Here is a 19,444-nt window from a genome sequence, read left to right as displayed (position 1 = left end):
GCCTGAGCATGTATTCCTCCAGTATTAAGACGCTCGATGAGCTGAAAGAGTTTCTCTTCCGGGCGATGCAGCTCGAACATGCGACGATTCCGCCGTATCTGACGGCGCTTTACTCGATCAAGCCCGGCGTCAACCAGGATGCGACCCAGGTTCTGCGCGTGATCGTCGTGGAAGAAATGCTGCATCTGACCATCGCGGCCAATATTCTCAATGCCATCGGCGGCACGCCGGATCTTGTCAGGCCGGACTTCGTCGCCCGCTACCCCGCCGCCCTGCCGGACGGCGAGATCGATTTCAAGGTCGGCATCCAGGCTTTCGGCCGTGAGGCGCTGGCGACTTTCCTGAAAATCGAGCGGCCGGCCCGGCGCCCTGAACATCTCGTCGGCAAAGGCCTGATATATCGCAAAACTCCCCCTCATATCACCGCGCTTGCCAGCCATCCGAGCCATGAGGACCTCCATTTCTACAGTATCGGCGAGTTCTACTCGGCCATCGCGGAAGGCATCAAATACCTGGAAGCCGAAGCGCATGGGGCGGGCAAAACCATCTTTACCGGCGACAGCTCGCGCCAGATCACCTCGGAATATTATTACTCCGGCGGCGGCGAGCTGTTTCCCGTGACCAATCTCAAAAGCGCCTTGGAAGCCATCGAGCTCATCATCGAACAGGGCGAGGGCGACGGTGGCGGTATCTACGACGATGACGACCACGAACTGGCCCATTACTACCGCTTCGAGGAACTGGTCAAAGGCCGCTACTACCAGAAGGGCGACCAGCCCGGCCACCCCACAGGTCCTGAGTTGCAGGTCGACTGGGAAGGTGCCTATCCCATCAAAGAGAACCTGAAAGTGGGGGACATACACGAAGGCTCGGAACTGCGTGAGGCGGCGATCGCCTTCAACACGCACTATGGCGAATTTCTGCAGCTTTTGACGCGTGCCTATAACGGCCAGCCGAACCTGCTGCTGGAAGCCGTTCCGATGATGTTCGAATTCCGCAACATGATCCTCGAACTCATCCGCAATCCCCTGCCGAAACATCCCGGTAAGAACGGCAGCCCCACCTATGAGATCCCCGGCGCCATCAAACAGCCAGCCGCCACCCGGCAGGCGGAGGTGAACGCATGAGCAACCGTTTCGAGGCATTTCTGAGTCTTTCCGGCGAATTGACGGCCTTCTCCCACTTCGATCTTCTGGGAACGGGCCTGGCGGACCGCTATCTCGCCACGCTCGACAAGGTGGTCGGCGGCGAGATCGTCGACGCGCTGCTGGCCGCCTTCTCCGCCCTGCCACCGGCGGAAGGTGAGGCCCGTACGCAGGCAGTGCGCACGACCATTCTGGGCAATGAATTGCTGGGAGACGTGGCCCGTGCGCTGATCAAGCTCTGGTATTCCGGCACCTGGTTCGAGCTGTCCTCCGCCTGGACGGAGCGCTTTGGCCCCAGGGTTGCGAATATCACCTTCGTCGTTTCTCCCGATGCCTATGTCGAGGGTCTGCTCTGGAAGGCGATCGGCGCCCACCCTGCAGGCGCCAAGGGGCCGGGTTTCGGCTCCTGGGCCCTTCCGCCGAAAATTCCGGCTTTTTCCGGCTCTCGAATCCAAAACCTGACCTGACGCCACTTCCGTTTGTCTTCAAAGAACTGGATCATTGTCATGACGACACATCTGCATCGACTGACGCCCGCCAAGGTCTGGCTCGGTGTCATCCCCACGCTCTGGTGGAATGACGATTTCATCAATATCGACATCGGCATCCCTTATGAGCAGGCTCTGAGTGAAATGGCGCTCGCCGGCTATGTCGGATGCGGCGTCGGCCACAAATATCCGACGGACCCGAAAATATTGCGGCCTGTCCTCGAACACAGGGGATTGCGGATTTCCGAGCCTTGGGTGAGCACTTACTTCACCATCAATGCGATGAAGCGTCACACGCTTGATAATGTCGATGCTCAGCTCGACTTCCTCGAAGCCATGGAAGGCGGCAGCGACGATCCGCGCAGGGCCGATCTGGTCGTCGCCGAATTTGGCGGAGCGGTCAATCCGCTTCCGGTCGCCCTGTTTCCGAATTGCCCCGAATTCTCCGAGGATCAGTGGAAACAGCTGATCGACGGCCTGCATGAGGCGGGAGCGAAAGCCAAGGCCCGTAACCGCCGGCTCTGCTACCACCCGCATCTGGGGACAGGGGTGATGAAGACGGAAGCGATCCACCGGCTCATGGACGAGACGGATCCTCGCCTGGTCAACATGCTTCTCGATACCGCGCACCAGGCGGCTGCCGGTGTCGATCCGCTGGCGCTGGCCAGAAAATACGCCCACCGCATCAAGCATGTTCATCTGAAAGACATTCGCGCCGATGTGGTTGCGAAGATTCACAAAGATGGATTGTCCTTTCAGCAAGGGATCGAGGCGGGGATCTTCACCGTCCCGGGTGACGGCTCCATAGGGACCTTTCCGGAAATCCTCGATGCGTTGGCCGAGGCGGATTTCGCCGGTTGGATCTGCGTCGAGGCAGAGCAGGACCCGGCCAAAGCCAATCCGCTGCAATACGCGAAAATGGGCCGCGAATATCTGCGCAAGCTGCTCGGATGGTAGCCCGGCGCGGACCGTTTGTTTCAGCCCGATGGCGATGTGAGGCGGGGGATCTCGCCTCATGACAATGTCGGGCGAAAAATCATCTGAACCACGCATCATAGGATAGCGACAGCTGGAGCGATGAAGATGGAAGAGGCACGCAGGCGAGATATATATTTCAGCTTCTTTATGTTTACAGCGGATTTGAGGCCGAATGACGCGGACTATACCCAGGTTCTCATCCGGCATCTGAAAGCTCTTACCGAAATCGGCTACACCGGCTTCGATGTGCATATCGCCCCAGGACCGGCCGATGTCGGTCATCACGCTGAGGTCGAAAGCTATATCAGCCTCAAGAGGGCGTTCGATCGGGCCGGCTTCCGGGATGTGAAGTTCACAACCAATGTGGGGACCACGCGAACCTTCGATCCCACCTCGCCCTACGAGGAACAGCGCAAGCAGGCTCTGTCCTATCTCAAATCCCGCGTCGACATCACCTCGGTGCTGGGCGGGGAGAATACGATCATGTCGGGGCCGTTCCTGTACCCCTATGGCATCTTTCCGCTGACGGATGACGGTGAAGGGATCTGGAGCGACGCGCTTCAGGATTGGATGAAGCCACGATACGCGGCGGCGGCCTCCATCTTCCGGGAGTTGGCGCAATATTCTGCGGGGAAGAGGGTGAAGCTCGCCATCGAACCCGTCAAGAATTGGGAAACGCCCGGGCCGACCATGGTCTCGGAAGCGCTGGATTTTCTCGAAAGCGCCGACATTCCGGCCTGTGGCGTCACGATCGACACAGCCCAGGTCGTGATGGAAAGCCAGGGGCCGGCAATCTTCAGGAAAAATGTCGCCCGTGCCGTACAGCAGAGCCGGCTGAATTACGTTCACATCTCAGCGCCGGACCGGGGCGCGGTTAGAGATAGCTGGATTCCCTGGGAGATCATGCTGGACGAAATCGAGCCGGTCTATTCCGGCCCCTATCTCGTCGAAGTCTTCAACGCGATTCCACCCTTCGAGAGTTCGATGCGAATGACGCGCAGACGCTTCTGGCGGCCCGGCGAGGACGCGCCGGAGGCGGGCGTCGACAGCGCCTACGACGTTGCGCGCACCGCCCTGAAGACATTGGAGGAAAAGATCGCGTCCCGCGGCCGTTGATCCATCCGTGACGGCGCTCGGGCGCACATGTTGGAAACAAGCGGGGAATGCTGGCCGGGAATGTTGGCCAGGAATGCCGGGGACCTCTCATCTCCGCCGCGCCCGAGTGAACGTCAAACCTCAGCAAACGACCTTTCAATCAGGGAGATACCTATGGTCACGCAATTGCCGGATCCCATTAAAATCGTCAGGCGAGCAGGCGATGTCCGTATTCATACCTTCATTTCAGCTTTCACGGATGACAATATCGCCAATGCAACGCACATCATCGAAAGCAGGAACAAGCTTGTTCTCGTCGATGGGCAATTCCTCGTTCCCTATGCGCTGCAATTCAGGGAATATGCCAACAGTATCGGCAAGAAGATCGACCGGATCTACCTGTCGCACAGGCACCCCGACCATTGGTTCGGGCTGGGAGCCGCATTCGGCGACATTCCGATTTATGCATTGCCGGAAACGATAGAGTTCCTGAAGCAGCATGGGGAGGATTCCCTGAATGACCATTGGAAATTGGGCAATCTTGCTCCGAAGAGCCTGATCATTCCCGAAAGAACCGTTCGCGCCGGCGAAGAAACCATCGACGGAGTCAAATACCTATTTGATGAAGTCGTCGATACGGAGATCGATTTTCTTCTCACCATAGGTCTCCCGGACGTAGGCGTTTTTATTGCGCAAGACCTGATCTACAGCGGAACGCACCTTTATCTGACGAAATACATGGAGCATTGGATTGGGATTTTGCAGGGTATGCTGCTGTCCGACTATGACCTGTTCCTTCCCGGTCACGGCTTCCCGGCCGACAAAAACGAGGTTGCAAAAAATATAGAGTATTTGTCCGTCGCCTTGGAGGCCGCCGGCAAAGGGCTGACCAATGATGCTTTCAAGCACTTCCTGCTGGAAAGCTTTCCCGAGCGAAAATGCCCCGGAATATTCGACATATACATACCGCGCTTATTCGATAACGCGAGCCAGTTCTAGCGCATCGGCCCGAAAATCCGAATCGATTTTCGGAAAGCACGATGCGTAGTTTCAAAGGGTTAGTGCGTCCTTTGTGCGTCCGAAAGGACGCACGGCGCTCTAATATCCGTCAATTGTCGTCAACAGGGGAGCCGTTGGAACATGGGCGACACATACACGGTTGGACAATATCTGGTCGACAGACTTCGCGAACTGGGCCTGGGGCACCTGTTTTCCGTAGCGGGCGATTATTCGATCGAATGGGTGAACAGTTATGTCGAGAAGAGCGATATTCAGGTCATCGAGGAGGTGAATGAACTGAATGCCGGTTATGCGGCTGACGGCTATGCGCGACTGAAAGGAATTGGCGCGCTGTGCGTTACCTATTCCGCAGGCTCGCTTTGCGCAACAAATGCGATCGCCGGATCTTACGTCGAGAAGGTGCCGGTCGTTCTGATCAACGGTGCGCCAAGCATCCAGAAAACGCTCACATTCGAACAAACCGGCTACAGTTCGCATCACTTCATCAGCGGACGGGAAACCGATCTTCAGGTGTTCGAATACATAACGGCCGCTGCCGTCCGCATCGACAGCCCTCATCTTGCGCCAATGCTCATAGATTATGCGCTGACGCAGTGCATCACGGAAAGACGTCCGGTCTATATCGAGTTGCTGGAGGATATGGTGGACCTGGAATGCACGCGCCCGTCGAATACATTAAAAGCGGCGCCTGTTATATCCGACGAGGGCAGTCTCGATCAGTCGATCGCGCAAATCAGCGAAAGATTGCAAAATGCCACCAAACCCCTGATCTGGATCGGTGTCGAGATCGACCGGTTTGGCCTTCACGACCAGGCGGAGCGGCTCATCCGGGACCTCAAAATTCCCTACGTGACCGAGCTTTTGAGCAAGGCCATCCTATCGGAAGACGATCTACAATTTGCCGGGGTGTTCGATGGCAAATCGTCGTCGCCCTATGTCCAGTCCTTGGTCAAAGACTCCGACTTCGTATTGGCGCTGGGCGTCTGGTTGACCGATATCAATGATTTAGGCTGGCCTATCGATCTCGATAAAACCGCATTCGCCTCCTGGGATACAGTGAAATATGGCACGATCTTCAACGCACAGGTTGCGCTGGCGGATCTCGTCAATGGCTTGATTGACAAAAGGCTGACGTGCAAAGCCCAAAGTCTTCCGGCGAAAACGGCCCGGCAAATGCCAGCCATCAATCCGGCAGGCGAAATTACCTATCAGGGCTTCTACGATTTCATTCAGCCGCAGATCGACGGAAACACCATCGTTGGTGCCGATGCGAGTTTGAATTATTTCGGGAGCCTGCTTCTTGAAGTGGGTGCTCGCCGCGGTTTCATCATACAATCATCCTATTCGGCGATCGGTTATATCGGCCCGGCCGCGACAGGGGTTTCGCTGGCGAAGCAAAATCAACAGAGGCTGATGGTCTTTGCGGGGGATGGCGGGTTTCAGATGACCGCTCAATGCCTTTCGACCCAAACCCGTTTCAATCTCAACCCGATCATCTTCGTGATGGACAACGGCATCTATGGCGTGGAGCAATGGCTTGCCGATGCATCGGTTTTCCATGACGACAAACCGTTCTACAATTCATGCATCCTGCACCGGTGGAATTACAGCAAGTTGGCAGAGGTCTTTGGCTGCCAAGGCTGGAAAGTAGGCACCTATGGCGAACTGAGGGAGGCCATAAACGGTGCCAAAGAAAACCTGAACAGTCCGTCCATCATCCAGGTCGTCGTGCCGCAGCGGTCGATCCCCGATAATGCGAACTGGAAAGCAAACTAGAATGGGCCGATGCCGCAGAAATTCTGCGGCTTTTGCCCACCGGCGCAAAGGAGAGTTCAGCGCTCATAGCGTTCGGATTGAGCGATAGTCGCCCGTTGGATCCCTTGCGGACTGTTCGATTTTCCACCGGCATGCCGAACCACATTCGGCGATCTCAACAATCGAGCGCTCCGCCCGCTATCGCGCGAGCGTCTGCCTGATGCCGACAATCCCGCGGCGCAGGAAGGGATCGGTGTGGATGTAGAAGAACTGAACCCCCTTCTGCAGCCAATGCGGCAGTTCGTCGGCGGTGGCGAGCGTGCCGGCAACCTTGCCTGCCGCGCGGATCTTATCGACGGCGACCGCGACCTTGTCCATGACCGCTTCAGGGCGCGGCTCGCCGAAAGGCGGGGCCGGCGGATAGCCCATATTCTGCGAGAGATCGCCAGGTCCGATGAAGAAGACGTCGATGCCGTCGACCTCCAGCATCTCGTCGAGATTGTCGATGGCATCCACCGTCTCGATCATCGCCACCACCAGGCGCTTGTCGAAGTCGGACGGAAGAGCGTAACGGACGGCATCGACGACGGCGCGCGCCTGTCCAGCCGTGTCCACCATCGGGACCATGATCCCGTCGGCGCCCGCGTTGAGGTAGCGGATGATGATCGGGCGCTCATGCGAATGCGGCCGAATGATCGCCGCTCCGCCGACGGAGCGGACGATCTGCGCCGTCATGCGCACATCTTCGAAACTCCAGCTTCCGTGCTCGCAGTCGACGAAGACGGAATCGGCGCCGAGCTCCACCAGTCGGGCTGCTAGGCCCGACGAAGAATGGTGCGGCGTATACATGGTGACAACCTCGCCGGCCAATAGCCGCGCGCGCAACTTCGCTCCGTTCATCGATATCCTCCCAATTCTACTTTTTCGGCATATCCGGCGTATCGGCCGGCGCCCCGACCCAACGGGCAATTTCGATATCCGCCGACGTGTCCCGCATGAATGTCGGGCAGATGTGAAGCTCGGGGATCACCGCGCTCTTGTTCAGGCTGGCGCAAAGGGCGATCGCGCGGGCGACGTCATGAGGATCCATCATGACGGCCCGTTCCTCCTGCAAAGGCGGGCGCGCGCGATTGTTCATGATCGGCGTATTCGTCTCGCCGGGCAGGATCGTCGTCGCCCGGATCCCCTGATTGCGATAGGTGTTGTGCAGGAAGGTCATGAAGTTTTTCACGCCGGCCTTGGCCGCACCATAGGCCGCGCCGCCGAGCAGGTTGGGATTGATCACGGCAAGCGATGAGACCGTGATGATCGTCCCCTCGCCCTTAGCGATCATGTCCGGAAGGACCGCCTGGGTGAGGTTGAAAACGGCGGTCAGATTGACGTTGATGGTGGAGGTCCACTCGGCCTCGCTCAAGAAGCGCGCATTCAGCACCTTGCTTGCGCTGCCGGCATTGTTCACCAGGATATCGACGGATCCGACGCTATCCTTGATCTGCTTTACCGCGGCGAAGATCTCTTCGCGCGTCTCGATATCGAGCGCGTGCACGACGGCCTTGCCACCAGCCTCTTCAATCAAGGCCGCCACCTCGCGCAGCGGTTCGATCCGCCGCCCGGTCAGCACGACGGTGGCGCCGTCTTTTGCCAGCAGCAGGGCGGTCTCGCGACCGATCCCGGAGCCGGCTCCCGTTACCAGAGCGATTTTTCCTTGAAGAAGTCCCATGTCTTTCCCCTATTCGGCCGCTGCAGCGATCGGGCCAGAATAGCCGTAAATTTCCCGCGCAGCCTTCGCCGTGATCAGGTTCTCGGAAAGATCCTGCTCGATGAGGGCGCGCGAACGTTCGCTGGCAAGTCCCCAACCGCCGCCGCCCGGCGTCTCGACCTCGAGGCGCTGGCCCGTCTTCAGCACCACCTTGCCCTTGGGGAACTGTGGCTTGCCGTCTTTCAAGACCTTTCCGGCCGATCCGCTCTGTCCTTCGACGACGCCGAAGCAGGGATGGCGGACGCGCTCGGAGGCGAGATAGATGTTCATCGGGCTTTTGCCGAGGTTGCGCAGCACGACACGCTGGCCGAGACCGCCGCGATGTTTGCCTGCGCCGCCGGAGTCGGCGATCAGTTCCTTCCGCTCGGTCAGGACCGGCACGGCGACTTCGAACATCTCGATGGCCGTCACCTTGCAGTTCGACGGGAAGCTCAGCGTGTCCAGGCCATCGAACTCGGCGCGCGCGCCCTGCCCGCCGTGGAAATTCTGGACGGAGCCATATTGCGTACCGTCATTGCGCTGGCCGACGCAATTGGCGGCCCAGATCGGGGCGCCGCCGCTGTCGCCCATGACCTTTTCGGGCACGACGCCTTCGAGCGCCTTGAAGATCAGCGAGGGAATCACGTGCCCGATCAGGTTCCGCGAATTGCCCGCCGTCCAGTGCTGCGGATTGAGGATGCAACCGAGCGGAGCCTCGTCGGTGATCGGGACGATGCAGCCTTCGTTGTTCGGCGTCTCGGGGTCGAGCAGGCACTTCAGAGCATAGACGGAATGGGCGTAGCGATAGTTCGTCCGGCAGTTGATCGAATGCAGAACCTGGTCTGACGTGCCGGTGTAGTCGACGTGAACAGAGTCGTCCTTGATGATGACTGAAGCCTTCAGCGTCACGTCGACATCGTAACCGTCGAGCAGAACCTCGGCCGCGTAGCTGCCGTTCGGCCATTCCCGGATCGCCTTGCGGGTCTGCGCTTCAGAGCGGGAATGAATGGCGGTCGCCAGGCCTTCGACATCGTCGAGACCGTACTCATCCAGGAATTTGACGAGTTCGCGGCCCATGACGTTGTTGGCAGCGATCATCGACTCGAGATCGCCGCGCACTTCGGTCGGAAGGCGGACCGACGCTTCGATGATGTCGAAGACGTCCTGGTTCGGAACGCCTGATTTCAGCAGCTTGATAATCGGGAAGCGGATGCCTTCCTCATAGATGTCGCTCGCTTCGGAATGCAGAGGGGCGCCGCCGATATCGGGAAGATGGGCGATGGATCCGGCATAGGCGACGACCTTACCGTTCTTGAAGATCGGCGTGATCATCGTGACATCGGGAAGATGGCCGGTGCCGATCTCCGGATCGTTGGTCGCCAGCACGTCGCCCTCTTCGAGCTTGTCTGCCGGGAACTTCGGCAGGAAATAGTTCTGGGCCGCGGCCGGCAGCGAGGTGATGAAGACCGGGATCGACCAGGTGCATTGCGCCAGCGCCCGTCCCTTGCTGTCCAGCAGGACGGTGACGTAGTCGTGGTTCTCGCGGACGATCGGCGAGAATGCCGTCTTGCCGAGAACGTTGTCGGCCTGGTCGGCGATGAAGATCAGGCGGTTCCACATGACCTGAAGATTGATCGGGTCGTTAAAATCGGTGACGGGTTTCGACATCTGAGTAACCTTTAGTGAATGTTGATCACGAGGTTGCCATGGGCATCCACATGGAAGACGCCGCTCGGGCCGACGACCGCGGTCGATTCACGCTGTTCGACGATTGCCGGACCCTTGACCTCTTCGCCGACGGGAAGCTTGTAATGGTCGTAGACCGCGGTCTCGGCAAAGCCGCCGATCTCCTGGAAATAGACCTTGCGGCTGCCCTTGCTGGCGTCGGCAACGACGGTCTCGTGCGGGCGCGTGACCTGATCCTTTTCGCCGCCGGCGCGCAGGCGCCAGGTGATGACCTCCAGCGGAGCGGCAACGGTGCGGCCGAACAGTTCACGGTAGAGCTTGAAAAAGTTGCCGCGGAGCTCGCTGAGAAACTCTTCCTTCGGCAAGGTCCGGTCGGGCAGAACCACGGTGATTTCATGGCCCTGACCGACATGGCGCATGTCGACGGTATAGCGGTTGCTGATCGTATCCTTCGGGACGCCCGCCGCCGACACGACTTCGGCGCCCTGGGCCGACAGCTCGTCCAGCAGGCGGTTCATGGCGCCGACATCCCAGGCGTCGAGCACCATCGGATGGCTTGCGGAAAGATCGACCGCCACCGGCGCGATCAACAGGCCGATCGCCGAACTGACGCCTGCACCGGTCGGGCAGATGATGCGGGAAATGCCGAGCTTGCGGGCGATGCCATAGGCGTGGACCGGGCCGGCGCCGCCGAAGGCGACCATGGGCAGCGAACGTGGATCGACGCCGAGATCGGTCGCATGCATGGCGGCCGCCTTGCTCATGGATTCGTTGACGAGGTCATGGATGCCCCATGCGCAGCGCTCGACCGAAACCTCCAGTGAAGTGGCGAGTTTGGCCATCGCCTCGTGAGCGGCCTCCCTGGATACCTTGAACGAGCCGCCGACGAAGGATTCGGTGCCCATATATCCGAGCAGGATGTCGGCATCTGTGACAGTCGGCTGGGTGCCGCCGCGCTGGTAGGCGGCCGGGCCGGGCATGGCGCCTGCGGAGTGTGGGCCGACGTCGAGCAGACCGAGAGGATTCTTCGCGGCGATCGAGCCGCCGCCCGCGCCGATCTCGATCATCTGGATCGACTGGATCTTCAGTGGGAAACCGGATCCCTTGCGGAAGCGCTGATAGTGGGCGACCTCGAGATCGGTGCCGACATTCGGCTCGCCGTCCGGGATCAGGCAGAGCTTCGCGGTCGTACCGCCCATATCGAAGGAGAGGACGCTCGCCTCGCCGGCCGTGCGGCCGAATTCGGCCGCGGCGACAGCACCCGCCGCCGGACCTGACTCGATCAGGCGCACCGGCAGTTCCGCGGCACGCCGGCTCGGCACCAGCCCGCCGGAGGATGTCATCCACAGGACCTGGCGATCGATGCCCTTCGCAGCGAACTCACGCTGGAGATGGGCGACGTGTCCGGCCATCTGCGGCCTGGTATAGGCGTTGACGACAGTCGTCGACGCGCGGTCGAATTCGCGCATTTCAGGGCAGACTTCGGAGGAGAGCGAGACGAAGATATCTGGGGCTTCCTCGCGCAGCAGCGCTGCGACGCGCTGCTCGTGCTGCGGATATTTATAGGCATGGAGAAGGCAGACAGCGACGGAGCGGATGCCCTTCTCCTTCAGGCGGCCGGCGATCTCGCGCACCGTCTCCTCCTCGAGCTCAGTCATGACGGAACCGTCGGCAGCGATCCGCTCCCTGGCGCCGAAGCTGTTTGCGCGGGTGACCAGCGGGTCGGGATATTTGATGTTCAGGTCGTAGAGGTCGTAGCGCCCTTCGTTGCGGATACGCAGCATGTCCTGGAAGCCGTCGGTGGTGACGAAGCCGGTCTCCACACCCTTGCGCTCGAGCACGGCATTGGTGACGACGGTGGTGGCGCCCAGCACCTGCAGCTTGTCGATGGCGATGGCGCCGGCGAACTTCTCCAGCAATTCGGACACACCCTGCACGACGGCTTCGGCAGGGTTCTTCGGCGTGCTCAGAACCTTGTGGAGGTGGAGGTCGCCCTTGTCGTCCAGGAGCGCGAAGTCGGTAAAGGTACCACCCGTGTCGAAAGCCAGTTTTGCCATGTTGTCCTCGAAGCGACTGTTCGGCGCGGCAGGCGCCGCTATGCGGATCCGATGCCCGGACCCGGTGTCTGCTTGAAGGTTAGGGGAATGCCCGGCGCGTTGGCTAACACAACTACAGTCTGCCGCTATAGGCTTTGCTTATGGCGGCGCGGCGATCCACCGTCGGACTGCCGCTGCGAGGAGCAGCCACCGGCTAAGCCGGCTTGATCCCCTGATGATGACTGCTCATCAGCTTGCCGACGACATCGAGGAGGACGGAGCGGGCGGCGATGGCGGGTTCCGACAGGGGAAGATGATCGGCGACGCAGAGCGATACGGTCGCGTCGATCACCGGCTTGGTCAGCGCCCGCACCTGCGCGCCGGAGAAGATCGCCGTCTCGGTGACCACTGAAGCCGGGAGAATGGTCGATCCAAGCCCCTCGAGGACCGCTGCGCTGAGGGCGGGAACGGATTCGATTTCCGAGACAACCTCAGGGGTGGCTCTGGCTCTCGCCAGCGCGTCGTCGATCAGCCGGCGGAGCAGATGCGCCTTGCTGGGAAGAAGCAGCGGGATTTCCTGGAGGGCGGCAAGCGGAAGCGGCGCGCTGCTGTCCCCCGGGAGTTCGATGCCCGGCGGCGAGACGAGGAACATTTCCTCGCGGAACAATGGCTGCAGGGTGACGCCCTTGATCGGCGCGGCGGCATAGATCAGCGCCATATCCATCTTGCCCGTCATGATCAGTTCGCTGAGGATCTGGCCGAAACTGTCATTGATGTGGACGACGATATGGGGATGCCGCGCTTTCATCTCCTTGAGGATCGGCAGCGACAAGGCGCTTGACGAGGAATAGGTCGCCAGCCCGATCGAGACGCGGCCCGCCACCGACTTGGCGGACTGATCGATGTCGACCTGCGCCTGCTCGATCTGCTTCAACATCAGCTGCGCATGCCGATAGAGGATGAGCCCCGCCTCCGTCGGCGTAATGCCGACATTGCTGCGGATGAGAAGCTTGTGCTTGAAGTGTGCCTCCAGAGCGGCAATCTGCTGCGATAGCGCCGGCTGGGCCGTCCGCAGAAGGCTTGCCGCGCGCGATACGCTGCCGGTATCGACGATCTTGACGAAGCTCTTCAGTTTTCGGAAATCGACGCTCATGGCCACCGGCTTCTTGTTTCACGAAAAAACGTAAAGCCTGCGGCCGGTGGGGCGCAAGGCCTACCGGCCTTTTGCGGTTAACGCAGGCCGGCAACAGCCCGTTCGATGCGATCGCATGCTTGGGTGATTGCCTCCATCGACGTTGCAATCGAGAGGCGGAAATGAGGCGATATTCCGTAGGCAGCCCCCTGCAGCGCAGCGACCCCGACGCCATCGAGCAGATAGAGCACAAAATCGAGATCCGTCTCGATCGTCTTGCCTTCGGGCGTCTTCTTGCCGATGACACCAGCGCAGTTCGGAAACAGATAAAAGGCCCCGTCCGGTACGAGGCAGGAGAGGCCGGGCACGGCATTGAGCCGGGCGCACGCATAATCCCGGCGTTCCTTATAGACCTTGACGCTTTCGGCGACGAATGACTGGTCCGAAGACAGCGCATAGGCGGCCGCCGCCTGGCTGACCGACGACGGGCAGGACGACATCTGCGACTGCAGCTTGTTGATGGCGGCGATCAACGCCGCCGGACCCGCCGCATAACCGATACGCCATCCGGTCATGGCGTAGGACTTGGAGACGCCGTTGGTGAGCAGAACACGCTCCTTCAGTTCCGGGACGGCGGCAACCAGCGTCGTCATCGGTTCGTCCTTGAACCAGACCTGGTCGTAAATATCGTCTGACAGCACGAAGACGTGGGGATGGCGCAGCAGCACCTTACCGAGGGCTTCGAGCTCGTGCCTGTCATAGGCCGCACCCGTCGGATTGGACGGCGCGTTGAGGATGAGCCACAGGGTCCTCGGCGTGATCGCCCTTTCCAAAGCCTCCGGCGTCAGCTTGAAGCCGGTTTCCTGCGGGCATTCGATAATGACCGGCTTGCCTTCGTTGGCGATGACCATATCGGGATAGGAAACCCAGTAGGGCGCGGGAATGATCACCTCGGCATCGTTTTCGACGCTCGCCATCAGCGCGAGAAACAGAATCTGCTTGGCGCCGCCGCCCACGCAGATTTCGTTATCGGCATAGTTGAGTCCGAGCCGGCGCTTGAAATCGCCGATGATTGCCTTGCGCAGCGCCGGCGTGCCGTTGACGGCGGTATATTTCGTTTCGCCCCTGTCGATGGCGGCATGCGCCGCAGCCTTGATGTTGTCTGGTGTGTCGAAGTCCGGCTCGCCGACCGTCAGATCGACGATGTCGCGACCCGCCGCCTTCAGTTCGCGTGCCCGGGCCGCCGCAGCCGTGCTTGGCGAAACCTTGATACTGGACACACGTGATGCAGGCACGAAGGCGCTCATTGGGATTTCCTCGTTTCTAAGGGTGAGATCGGCTTCAGTGAACGGCTTCGGTTTCGCCGCGCATCTTCCCGGTCAGGAAAAGTTCGCCGAGTTCGTCATGGGTGATGTCTTTCGGCAGGCCGTCCCAGATGACTTTGCCAAGCCTCAGGATGACCGCACGCTCCGCCACTTCCATGGCTTTCTTGGTGTTCTGCTCGACGAGCAGGATCGTCATGCCGTCGGCGTGAAGCCGAAGAAGCTCGTCGAAGACGATGCCGATCGCCGCCGGCGACAGCCCGACCGACGGCTCGTCGACCAGCAGCACCTTCGGCCGCTGCAGCACCGCCATCGCCACTTCGAGCAGCTGCTGCTCGCCGCCGGACATGTTGCCGGCGAGTGTCGCGCGGCGTTTCTTGAGGATCGGAAAGAGGTCGTAGACGTAATCGCGGTCGGCTTTCACCTGGGCGTCACGGATTGTATAGGCCGCCATCTGAAGATTTTCGTCGACGGTCATGACAGGGAAGTTGCAGCGCCCCTGCGGCACGAAGGAAATCCCCTCGCCCAGAATGGCCCGCGACTTGCTGCCGGCAATATTCTTGCCGCGCCAGTCGATGTTGCCCTGCTTGATGGTCGTCATGCCGTAGAGCGTCTTGAGGAGCGTTGATTTGCCCGCCCCGTTCGGCCCCATCAGGGCCACGAACTGTCCCGCCGGCACGTCGAGATCGACGCCGTTGAGGATGTCCAGATTGCCGTAACCTGCACTGAGGTCACGGATCGAAAGGTTCGAATTACCTGCCAAGATAGGCCTCCCTGACGCGCTGATCCTGAATGATGTCGCCCGGCAAGCCTTCGACGAGCTTGGCTCCCTGGTCGAGCACGATGACGCGCTGGCAGATGCTGGTGACGACATCGATATTGTGTTCGATCACCAGGAAGCTCACGCCAAGCGACTTGTTGGCATAGAGGATGGTGTCGACGACGCGTTCGATGATCTTCGGATTGATCCCGGCCATCGGCTCGTCCAGCAGGATGAGCTTGGGTTCGGGCATTAGCATGGATGCGAACTGGATCAGCTTCTGCTGCCCGCCCGATAGATTGCCCGCCGGCTGGTGGCGCACATCCCAGAGACCCGCCATCTTGATCAGGTCGCGGGCTCTTTCCCTGAGACCATCGATGCGCTGGCGGGACATCTTTCCCGAGCCGAAGGTCGATGCGATCGACGGGAAGGTGAACATCTGACCGGCGATGACCAGGTTCTCTTCGACATCGAGCGACTTGAAGGTCACGGTCTTCTGGAAGGAGCGCAGCATGCGGCCTTCCCTGGCGATGCGGTTCAGGGACCAGCCGGTAATGTCCTGTCCGTCGAGGACGACCGTGCCGGTATCCGGCTTCGCAAGGCCGGTGCTGCAATCGAAGAAGGTCGATTTTCCGGAGCCGTTCGGCCCGATCAGGCCTGCGATCTCACCGCGGTCGATATGAATGCTGACATCGTTGACGGCCTTCACCGCACCGTAGGACTTGCTGAGGTTCTTGATTTCGAGAAGCGGAAGATGACCGGTCATTTCGCGCCTCCGATCGCATTCCAGAAGCGATTGATCAGCGGCGCAAATCCCTTCTTGAACCAGAAGACCAGGACGAGAAGGCAAACGCCGTAGGCGATCATGCGCAGTTCGGGTGTAATGCGCAGCGCCTCCGTCAGCCCGACGAAGAGCAGGCTTCCGAAGACGGTGCCGGAAATCATGCCCGCCCCGCCGCCCAGCACGATGATCAGCATCGTTGTCGAATAATACATCTGGAAGGTCAGCGGGCTGACGACCGTCAGGTAATAGGCGTAAAGGCAGCCGCCGATGCCGGCAAACACGGCGCTGATCATGAAGACGATCAGCTTATAGTGCCAGGTGGGAACGCCGAGAGATTCGGCCAGCGTCTCGTTCTCGCGGATCGCCACCATGTTGCGGCCGGCGGGCGAGCGGACGATCGCCCAGACGGCGAAGGTGGCGAGGATGCCGACGACCAAGGCGAGATAATAGAAGTTCGTCGTGCCGGATACGGTGAACGACAGCGGGCCCAGTTCGAAATAGGGTTTTGGAATGCCCGAAAGCCCCATATCGCCGCGGGTCAGCGAGATCCAGTTCTTGGCGATCGCCTGACCGATGATCACGAAACCGAGCGTACACATTACGAAGGACGTCGAGCGCAGCCGCAGGGCGGGAATGCCGAGCGGAAGAGCCAGGGCGCCGGAGACGGCGCCCGCGGCGATCAGATTGACGTAGAACGGTGTGCCGTAGGCGACGGCGAGAAGACCTGCCGTATAGGCGCCGATGCCGAAAAACGCGGCCTGGGCCAATGACAGCAGACCGGTGTATCCCACAAGCAGATTGAGCCCATGGGCCGGAAGCATGAAAATCAGGGCGATGATCAGGGAATGGGTGATGTAACGGCTGCCGATGAAAGGGGCGGCGAGCGCGACGACGATCAGGACTGCGGCGAGCGGTATGCGAAGATCGCGCCTGCGTACCTGTTGAGCGGTTTCCGTCAGAGACATGTCGTATCCTCGGTCGTTCGAGAAAGGTCGGCGGGCGCTGCTGCTAGAAGCGCGCCTGCGTCGAAAAGAGGCCATGCGGCCGCCACATCAGCATCAGGATCAGCGTGGCGAAGCCGACGGTGTCGCGGAATTGCAGGCCGACATAGGTGGCGACCAGGCTCTCGGCCACGCCGAGGATCATCGCCGCGACGAACGTGCCGCGCACATTGCCCAAACCGCCCATGATGATGATCGGCAGCGTCTTGAAGGTGATCAGCTCGCCCATGCCGCCATAGACGCTGACATTGACCGGCGCCGTCAGAACCCCCGAAAGTGCTGCAAGGCCCGCCCCCAGCATGAAGGTTCGAAGCACCACCTGCGGCACATCGATGCCGACGACGCCGCAGCATTCGACGTTCTGGGAAACCGCGCGCATCGCCATTCCCAGGCGGGTGTAGCTGACCATCAGTTCGAGGCAGATGAACACCAGCAAACAGACGACGAGAATGAGTATACGCTGCTGGGCTAGGCTGAAGCCGAGGATGGAAACCGGCTCGATATAACCTCCGGCGAAGAACTTGTAGCCCCCGCCGAAGACGAGAATGATGGTGTTCTGCAGGATCAGCGCGATGCCGAGGGTGGCGAGCACGCCCGACTCCGCGGGCGCGCCGACCATCCGGCGCATGACGAGTTGCCCGACCGCATAGGCAACGACGATTGTCGCAAGAACCCCCACGACAATCGACGCTTCGTAGGACAGGCCGAGATAGTCGATCGCAAACCACGCCCCGAACGTGCCGAGCATGTAGTATTCGCCGTGAGCAAAGTTGATGGCTCTCAGCACGCCGAAAATCATGGTCATGCCGACGGCGACGATTGCGTAAACGGAACCCGTGACGATGCCATTCACAGTTTGCTCAACTATGGTCGAGAGCATGGGTGCGCCTCCTCCCGGCAAATCAGTTGGCGGGGTACTGAATGTCCGCCGTATATGCACCCTTGATGCTCGGCTTGCCGTTCTCGATCTGCAGCAGGATCATCGGCAGGCGGGCCTGGTTGTGGTCGTCGAACGTGACCTCGCCGACCGGGCTCTTATACTTGATCTTCGAGAGTGCGTCGCGCACCTTCACTTTGTCGGCGCTGCCGGCCTGCTTGATCGCCGCGGCAAGGAGATTGACGGTATCCCAGTGAACATAGGCGTGGTTGTTCGGGGCTTCGTTGTAGGTCGCCGTGAACTTCTCGACGAAGGCCTTGCTTTCCGGCGAGTCGAACTGCGGAAGCCATGCGGCAGCTTCGACCGCGCCTTCGAGCGCCGACGGGGCTGATTTGATGGTCTTTTCCGTGTTGAACTCACCATTGCCGATCAGCGTGACCTTCCCGGCTATCCCGAGTTCGACCATCTGGCGGGCGACGATGGGCGTCGTATCGGCGAGGCCGTACATGATGATGGCCTGAGCGCCATTGTCGCGGATCTTGGCGAGAACGCTGCGGAAGTCGACTTCGCCTTCCTTGTAATAGTCTTCGCTGAGAATCTCGCCTTTGAAGTCAGGCAGGTACTTCTTCGTGAAGGTGATCGCCGAGCGGCCATAGTCGCTGTCGACGGAGAGCACTGCAAACTTGGTAAATCCGCGCTGCTCTGCGGCATATTTGGCGACGATCAGCGCCCGGTTCTCATCTGTCGGATAGTTGCGATAGGTCCACTTGAAGCCGCCGACGCCGGCCTGGTAGGTGATCTTCGGATTGGATGATGCCGCATTCAGGAGAAGCACTTCGGCATCTTCCGCGACGGGCTGGATGGCGAGCGTCACCGAGCTGGAAACATCGCCGATGATGAAGTCGACGCCATCCTGGTCGATCAGACGACGGGCCGCCGAGACGCCTTCGACCGGCGTGCCCTGGCTGTCGGCGTTGAGGAGCTCGATTTTCATCCCGTCGATGCCCCCGGCATCATTGATGTCTTTGACGGCGAGTTCGGCGCCATGCATCGAAAATGCGCCGTAGCGCGCATTCGGGCCGCTCATCGGCGCAACGAGTCCGAGTTTGATCGTCCCGTCCGCTGCCAGCGCGCCAGCCGGCAGGCCGGAAACTGCAACCGCCAGCGAAAGGACTGCTGTCGAAAGGAAAAGTGCTCTGCGGCTTACGGTAAGTTTCATGTTCCCACTCCATGTTCTCGGGTGCAAACGCTTGGGCTTATGGCCCAGCGTAGTCCTGACCGCTTTCCGCGGTTCTTGTTGCATCAGCCCAGCGCTGACACCGTCACAGTAGGTTCAGGAAAGCGTCGCTGGCCAACACAACTCCATTCTGCCGCTATAGCGTTTATTTATAGCGAACCGATCGATTCGGCATTGCGGGCGGCATCCGCCTTCCGCGCCGGACGGGCCATCGGCCATACCGATGCCGTCGTCCCTCGCTGCGGGCGGGGACGCTCTTTGTCGAGGCGAAATCTCGAAATCGATGGCGGTATTCGCTCGCGGATGTTGCGGCGCGTCGTAACACCGAGCCAGGCCGCCAGATGGCCGGCCTCGCCGCATTGTCACCTGCGCCGCTGGCGCAGATTGGAG

General features: G+C 60.3%; 17 protein-coding genes. 6 read left to right on the top strand and 11 right to left on the bottom strand.

Annotation, left to right across the window (positions count from 1 at the left end; translation table 11 throughout):
- The first annotated feature begins 8 nt into the window (after positions 1–8).
- From CO667_RS23245 to CO667_RS23220, 6 genes are all read left to right on the top strand, one after another.
- On the top strand, positions 9–1,127 hold the full coding sequence (locus tag CO667_RS23245) for a ferritin-like protein (protein ID WP_097620651.1): 1,119 nt from the start codon (positions 9–11) through the stop codon (positions 1,125–1,127).
- A complete protein-coding gene (locus CO667_RS23240; RefSeq protein WP_097620650.1) occupies positions 1,124–1,612 on the top strand; it encodes a hypothetical protein in 489 nt (162 codons plus the stop codon). The genes CO667_RS23245 and CO667_RS23240 overlap by 4 nt, the downstream gene beginning before the upstream one ends.
- Positions 1,613–1,651: 39 nt before the next feature.
- The gene (iolE, locus tag CO667_RS23235) at positions 1,652–2,590 is read left to right on the top strand and encodes a myo-inosose-2 dehydratase (protein ID WP_097620649.1); all 939 of its coding nucleotides are present in this window, start codon (positions 1,652–1,654) and stop codon (positions 2,588–2,590) included.
- A 120-nt stretch (positions 2,591–2,710) separates the two neighbouring features.
- Entirely contained in the window at positions 2,711–3,727 is a 1,017-nt protein-coding gene (locus tag CO667_RS23230) for a TIM barrel protein (RefSeq protein WP_179874207.1), read from the top strand.
- A 153-nt stretch (positions 3,728–3,880) separates the two neighbouring features.
- Positions 3,881–4,705, top strand: coding sequence for an MBL fold metallo-hydrolase (locus CO667_RS23225; RefSeq protein WP_097620648.1), 825 nt, complete (start codon positions 3,881–3,883; stop codon positions 4,703–4,705).
- Positions 4,706–4,846: 141 nt separating this feature from the next.
- Positions 4,847–6,502 (top strand): thiamine pyrophosphate-dependent enzyme, encoded by a 1,656-nt coding sequence (locus CO667_RS23220; protein ID WP_097620647.1) that lies wholly within the window; start codon positions 4,847–4,849, stop codon positions 6,500–6,502.
- 177 nt (positions 6,503–6,679) lie between these two features.
- On the opposite strand, the gene CO667_RS23215 is transcribed toward CO667_RS23220, so the two are convergent.
- From CO667_RS23215 to CO667_RS23165, 11 genes are all read right to left on the bottom strand, one after another.
- Positions 6,680–7,381, bottom strand: coding sequence for an aldolase/citrate lyase family protein (locus CO667_RS23215; RefSeq protein WP_097620646.1), 702 nt, complete (start codon positions 7,379–7,381; stop codon positions 6,680–6,682).
- Between the two features lie 16 nt (positions 7,382–7,397).
- A complete protein-coding gene (locus CO667_RS23210) occupies positions 7,398–8,201 on the bottom strand; it encodes an SDR family oxidoreductase (RefSeq protein ID WP_097620645.1) in 804 nt (267 codons plus the stop codon).
- A gap of 9 nt (positions 8,202–8,210) precedes the next feature.
- Positions 8,211–9,887 carry a hydantoinase B/oxoprolinase family protein gene (locus CO667_RS23205; RefSeq protein WP_097620644.1) on the bottom strand — a complete coding sequence of 559 codons (1,677 nt, stop codon included), beginning with the start codon at positions 9,885–9,887 and terminating at the stop codon, positions 8,211–8,213.
- A gap of 11 nt (positions 9,888–9,898) precedes the next feature.
- Positions 9,899–11,962, bottom strand: a complete 2,064-nt coding sequence (locus tag CO667_RS23200) for a hydantoinase/oxoprolinase family protein (RefSeq protein WP_097620643.1) — start codon at positions 11,960–11,962, stop codon at positions 9,899–9,901.
- Positions 11,963–12,155: 193 nt separating this feature from the next.
- Positions 12,156–13,094: a nitrogen assimilation transcriptional regulator NAC gene (gene nac, locus CO667_RS23195; RefSeq protein WP_097620642.1), complete on the bottom strand. Its 939-nt coding sequence runs from the start codon at positions 13,092–13,094 to the stop codon at positions 12,156–12,158.
- Between the two features lie 77 nt (positions 13,095–13,171).
- Positions 13,172–14,380, bottom strand: a complete 1,209-nt coding sequence (locus tag CO667_RS23190; protein ID WP_097620641.1) for an aspartate transaminase — start codon at positions 14,378–14,380, stop codon at positions 13,172–13,174.
- Between the two features lie 34 nt (positions 14,381–14,414).
- Complete coding sequence (locus CO667_RS23185; RefSeq protein WP_097620640.1) at positions 14,415–15,158, bottom strand: ABC transporter ATP-binding protein; 744 nt, start codon at positions 15,156–15,158, stop codon at positions 14,415–14,417.
- Positions 15,148–15,921 carry an ABC transporter ATP-binding protein gene (locus tag CO667_RS23180; protein WP_097620639.1) on the bottom strand — a complete coding sequence of 258 codons (774 nt, stop codon included), beginning with the start codon at positions 15,919–15,921 and terminating at the stop codon, positions 15,148–15,150. The genes CO667_RS23185 and CO667_RS23180 overlap by 11 nt, the downstream gene beginning before the upstream one ends.
- Positions 15,918–16,904, bottom strand: coding sequence for a branched-chain amino acid ABC transporter permease (locus CO667_RS23175; protein ID WP_097620638.1), 987 nt, complete (start codon positions 16,902–16,904; stop codon positions 15,918–15,920). Before CO667_RS23175 ends, CO667_RS23180 begins: the two co-directional genes overlap by 4 nt.
- Positions 16,905–16,947: 43 nt before the next feature.
- Positions 16,948–17,820 (bottom strand): branched-chain amino acid ABC transporter permease, encoded by an 873-nt coding sequence (locus tag CO667_RS23170; RefSeq protein WP_097620637.1) that lies wholly within the window; start codon positions 17,818–17,820, stop codon positions 16,948–16,950.
- A 22-nt stretch (positions 17,821–17,842) separates the two neighbouring features.
- Positions 17,843–19,036, bottom strand: coding sequence for an ABC transporter substrate-binding protein (locus CO667_RS23165; protein WP_097620636.1), 1,194 nt, complete (start codon positions 19,034–19,036; stop codon positions 17,843–17,845).
- Positions 19,037–19,444 lie beyond the last annotated feature (408 nt).

The organism is Rhizobium sp. L43, from assembly GCF_002531725.1.
In the GTDB taxonomy this organism is placed as follows: domain Bacteria; phylum Pseudomonadota; class Alphaproteobacteria; order Rhizobiales; family Rhizobiaceae; genus Rhizobium.
Note: the sequence above shows the minus strand (reverse complement) of the source record. Positions and strands in the feature narration are given on the sequence as shown.

Bases quoted from the DNA above. Each gene is read 5' to 3' on its own strand.
- CO667_RS23240 (WP_097620650.1), top strand. From the start codon at position 1,124: ATGAGCAACCGTTTCGAGGCATTTCTGAGTCTTTCCGGCGAATTGACG.
- CO667_RS23210 (WP_097620645.1), bottom strand. From the start codon at position 8,201: ATGGGACTTCTTCAAGGAAAAATCGCTCTGGTAACGGGAGCCGGCTCC.
- CO667_RS23190 (WP_097620641.1), bottom strand. From the start codon at position 14,380: ATGAGCGCCTTCGTGCCTGCATCACGTGTGTCCAGTATCAAGGTTTCG.
- CO667_RS23220 (WP_097620647.1), top strand. From the start codon at position 4,847: ATGGGCGACACATACACGGTTGGACAATATCTGGTCGACAGACTTCGC.
- CO667_RS23215 (WP_097620646.1), bottom strand. From the start codon at position 7,381: ATGAACGGAGCGAAGTTGCGCGCGCGGCTATTGGCCGGCGAGGTTGTC.
- CO667_RS23245 (WP_097620651.1), top strand. From the start codon at position 9: ATGTATTCCTCCAGTATTAAGACGCTCGATGAGCTGAAAGAGTTTCTC.
- nac (WP_097620642.1), bottom strand. From the start codon at position 13,094: ATGAGCGTCGATTTCCGAAAACTGAAGAGCTTCGTCAAGATCGTCGAT.
- CO667_RS23205 (WP_097620644.1), bottom strand. From the start codon at position 9,887: ATGTCGAAACCCGTCACCGATTTTAACGACCCGATCAATCTTCAGGTC.
- iolE (WP_097620649.1), top strand. From the start codon at position 1,652: ATGACGACACATCTGCATCGACTGACGCCCGCCAAGGTCTGGCTCGGT.
- CO667_RS23200 (WP_097620643.1), bottom strand. From the start codon at position 11,962: ATGGCAAAACTGGCTTTCGACACGGGTGGTACCTTTACCGACTTCGCG.
- CO667_RS23170 (WP_097620637.1), bottom strand. From the start codon at position 17,820: ATGCTCTCGACCATAGTTGAGCAAACTGTGAATGGCATCGTCACGGGT.
- CO667_RS23180 (WP_097620639.1), bottom strand. From the start codon at position 15,921: ATGACCGGTCATCTTCCGCTTCTCGAAATCAAGAACCTCAGCAAGTCC.
- CO667_RS23165 (WP_097620636.1), bottom strand. From the start codon at position 19,036: ATGAAACTTACCGTAAGCCGCAGAGCACTTTTCCTTTCGACAGCAGTC.
- CO667_RS23225 (WP_097620648.1), top strand. From the start codon at position 3,881: ATGGTCACGCAATTGCCGGATCCCATTAAAATCGTCAGGCGAGCAGGC.
- CO667_RS23175 (WP_097620638.1), bottom strand. From the start codon at position 16,904: ATGTCTCTGACGGAAACCGCTCAACAGGTACGCAGGCGCGATCTTCGC.
- CO667_RS23230 (WP_179874207.1), top strand. From the start codon at position 2,711: ATGAAGATGGAAGAGGCACGCAGGCGAGATATATATTTCAGCTTCTTT.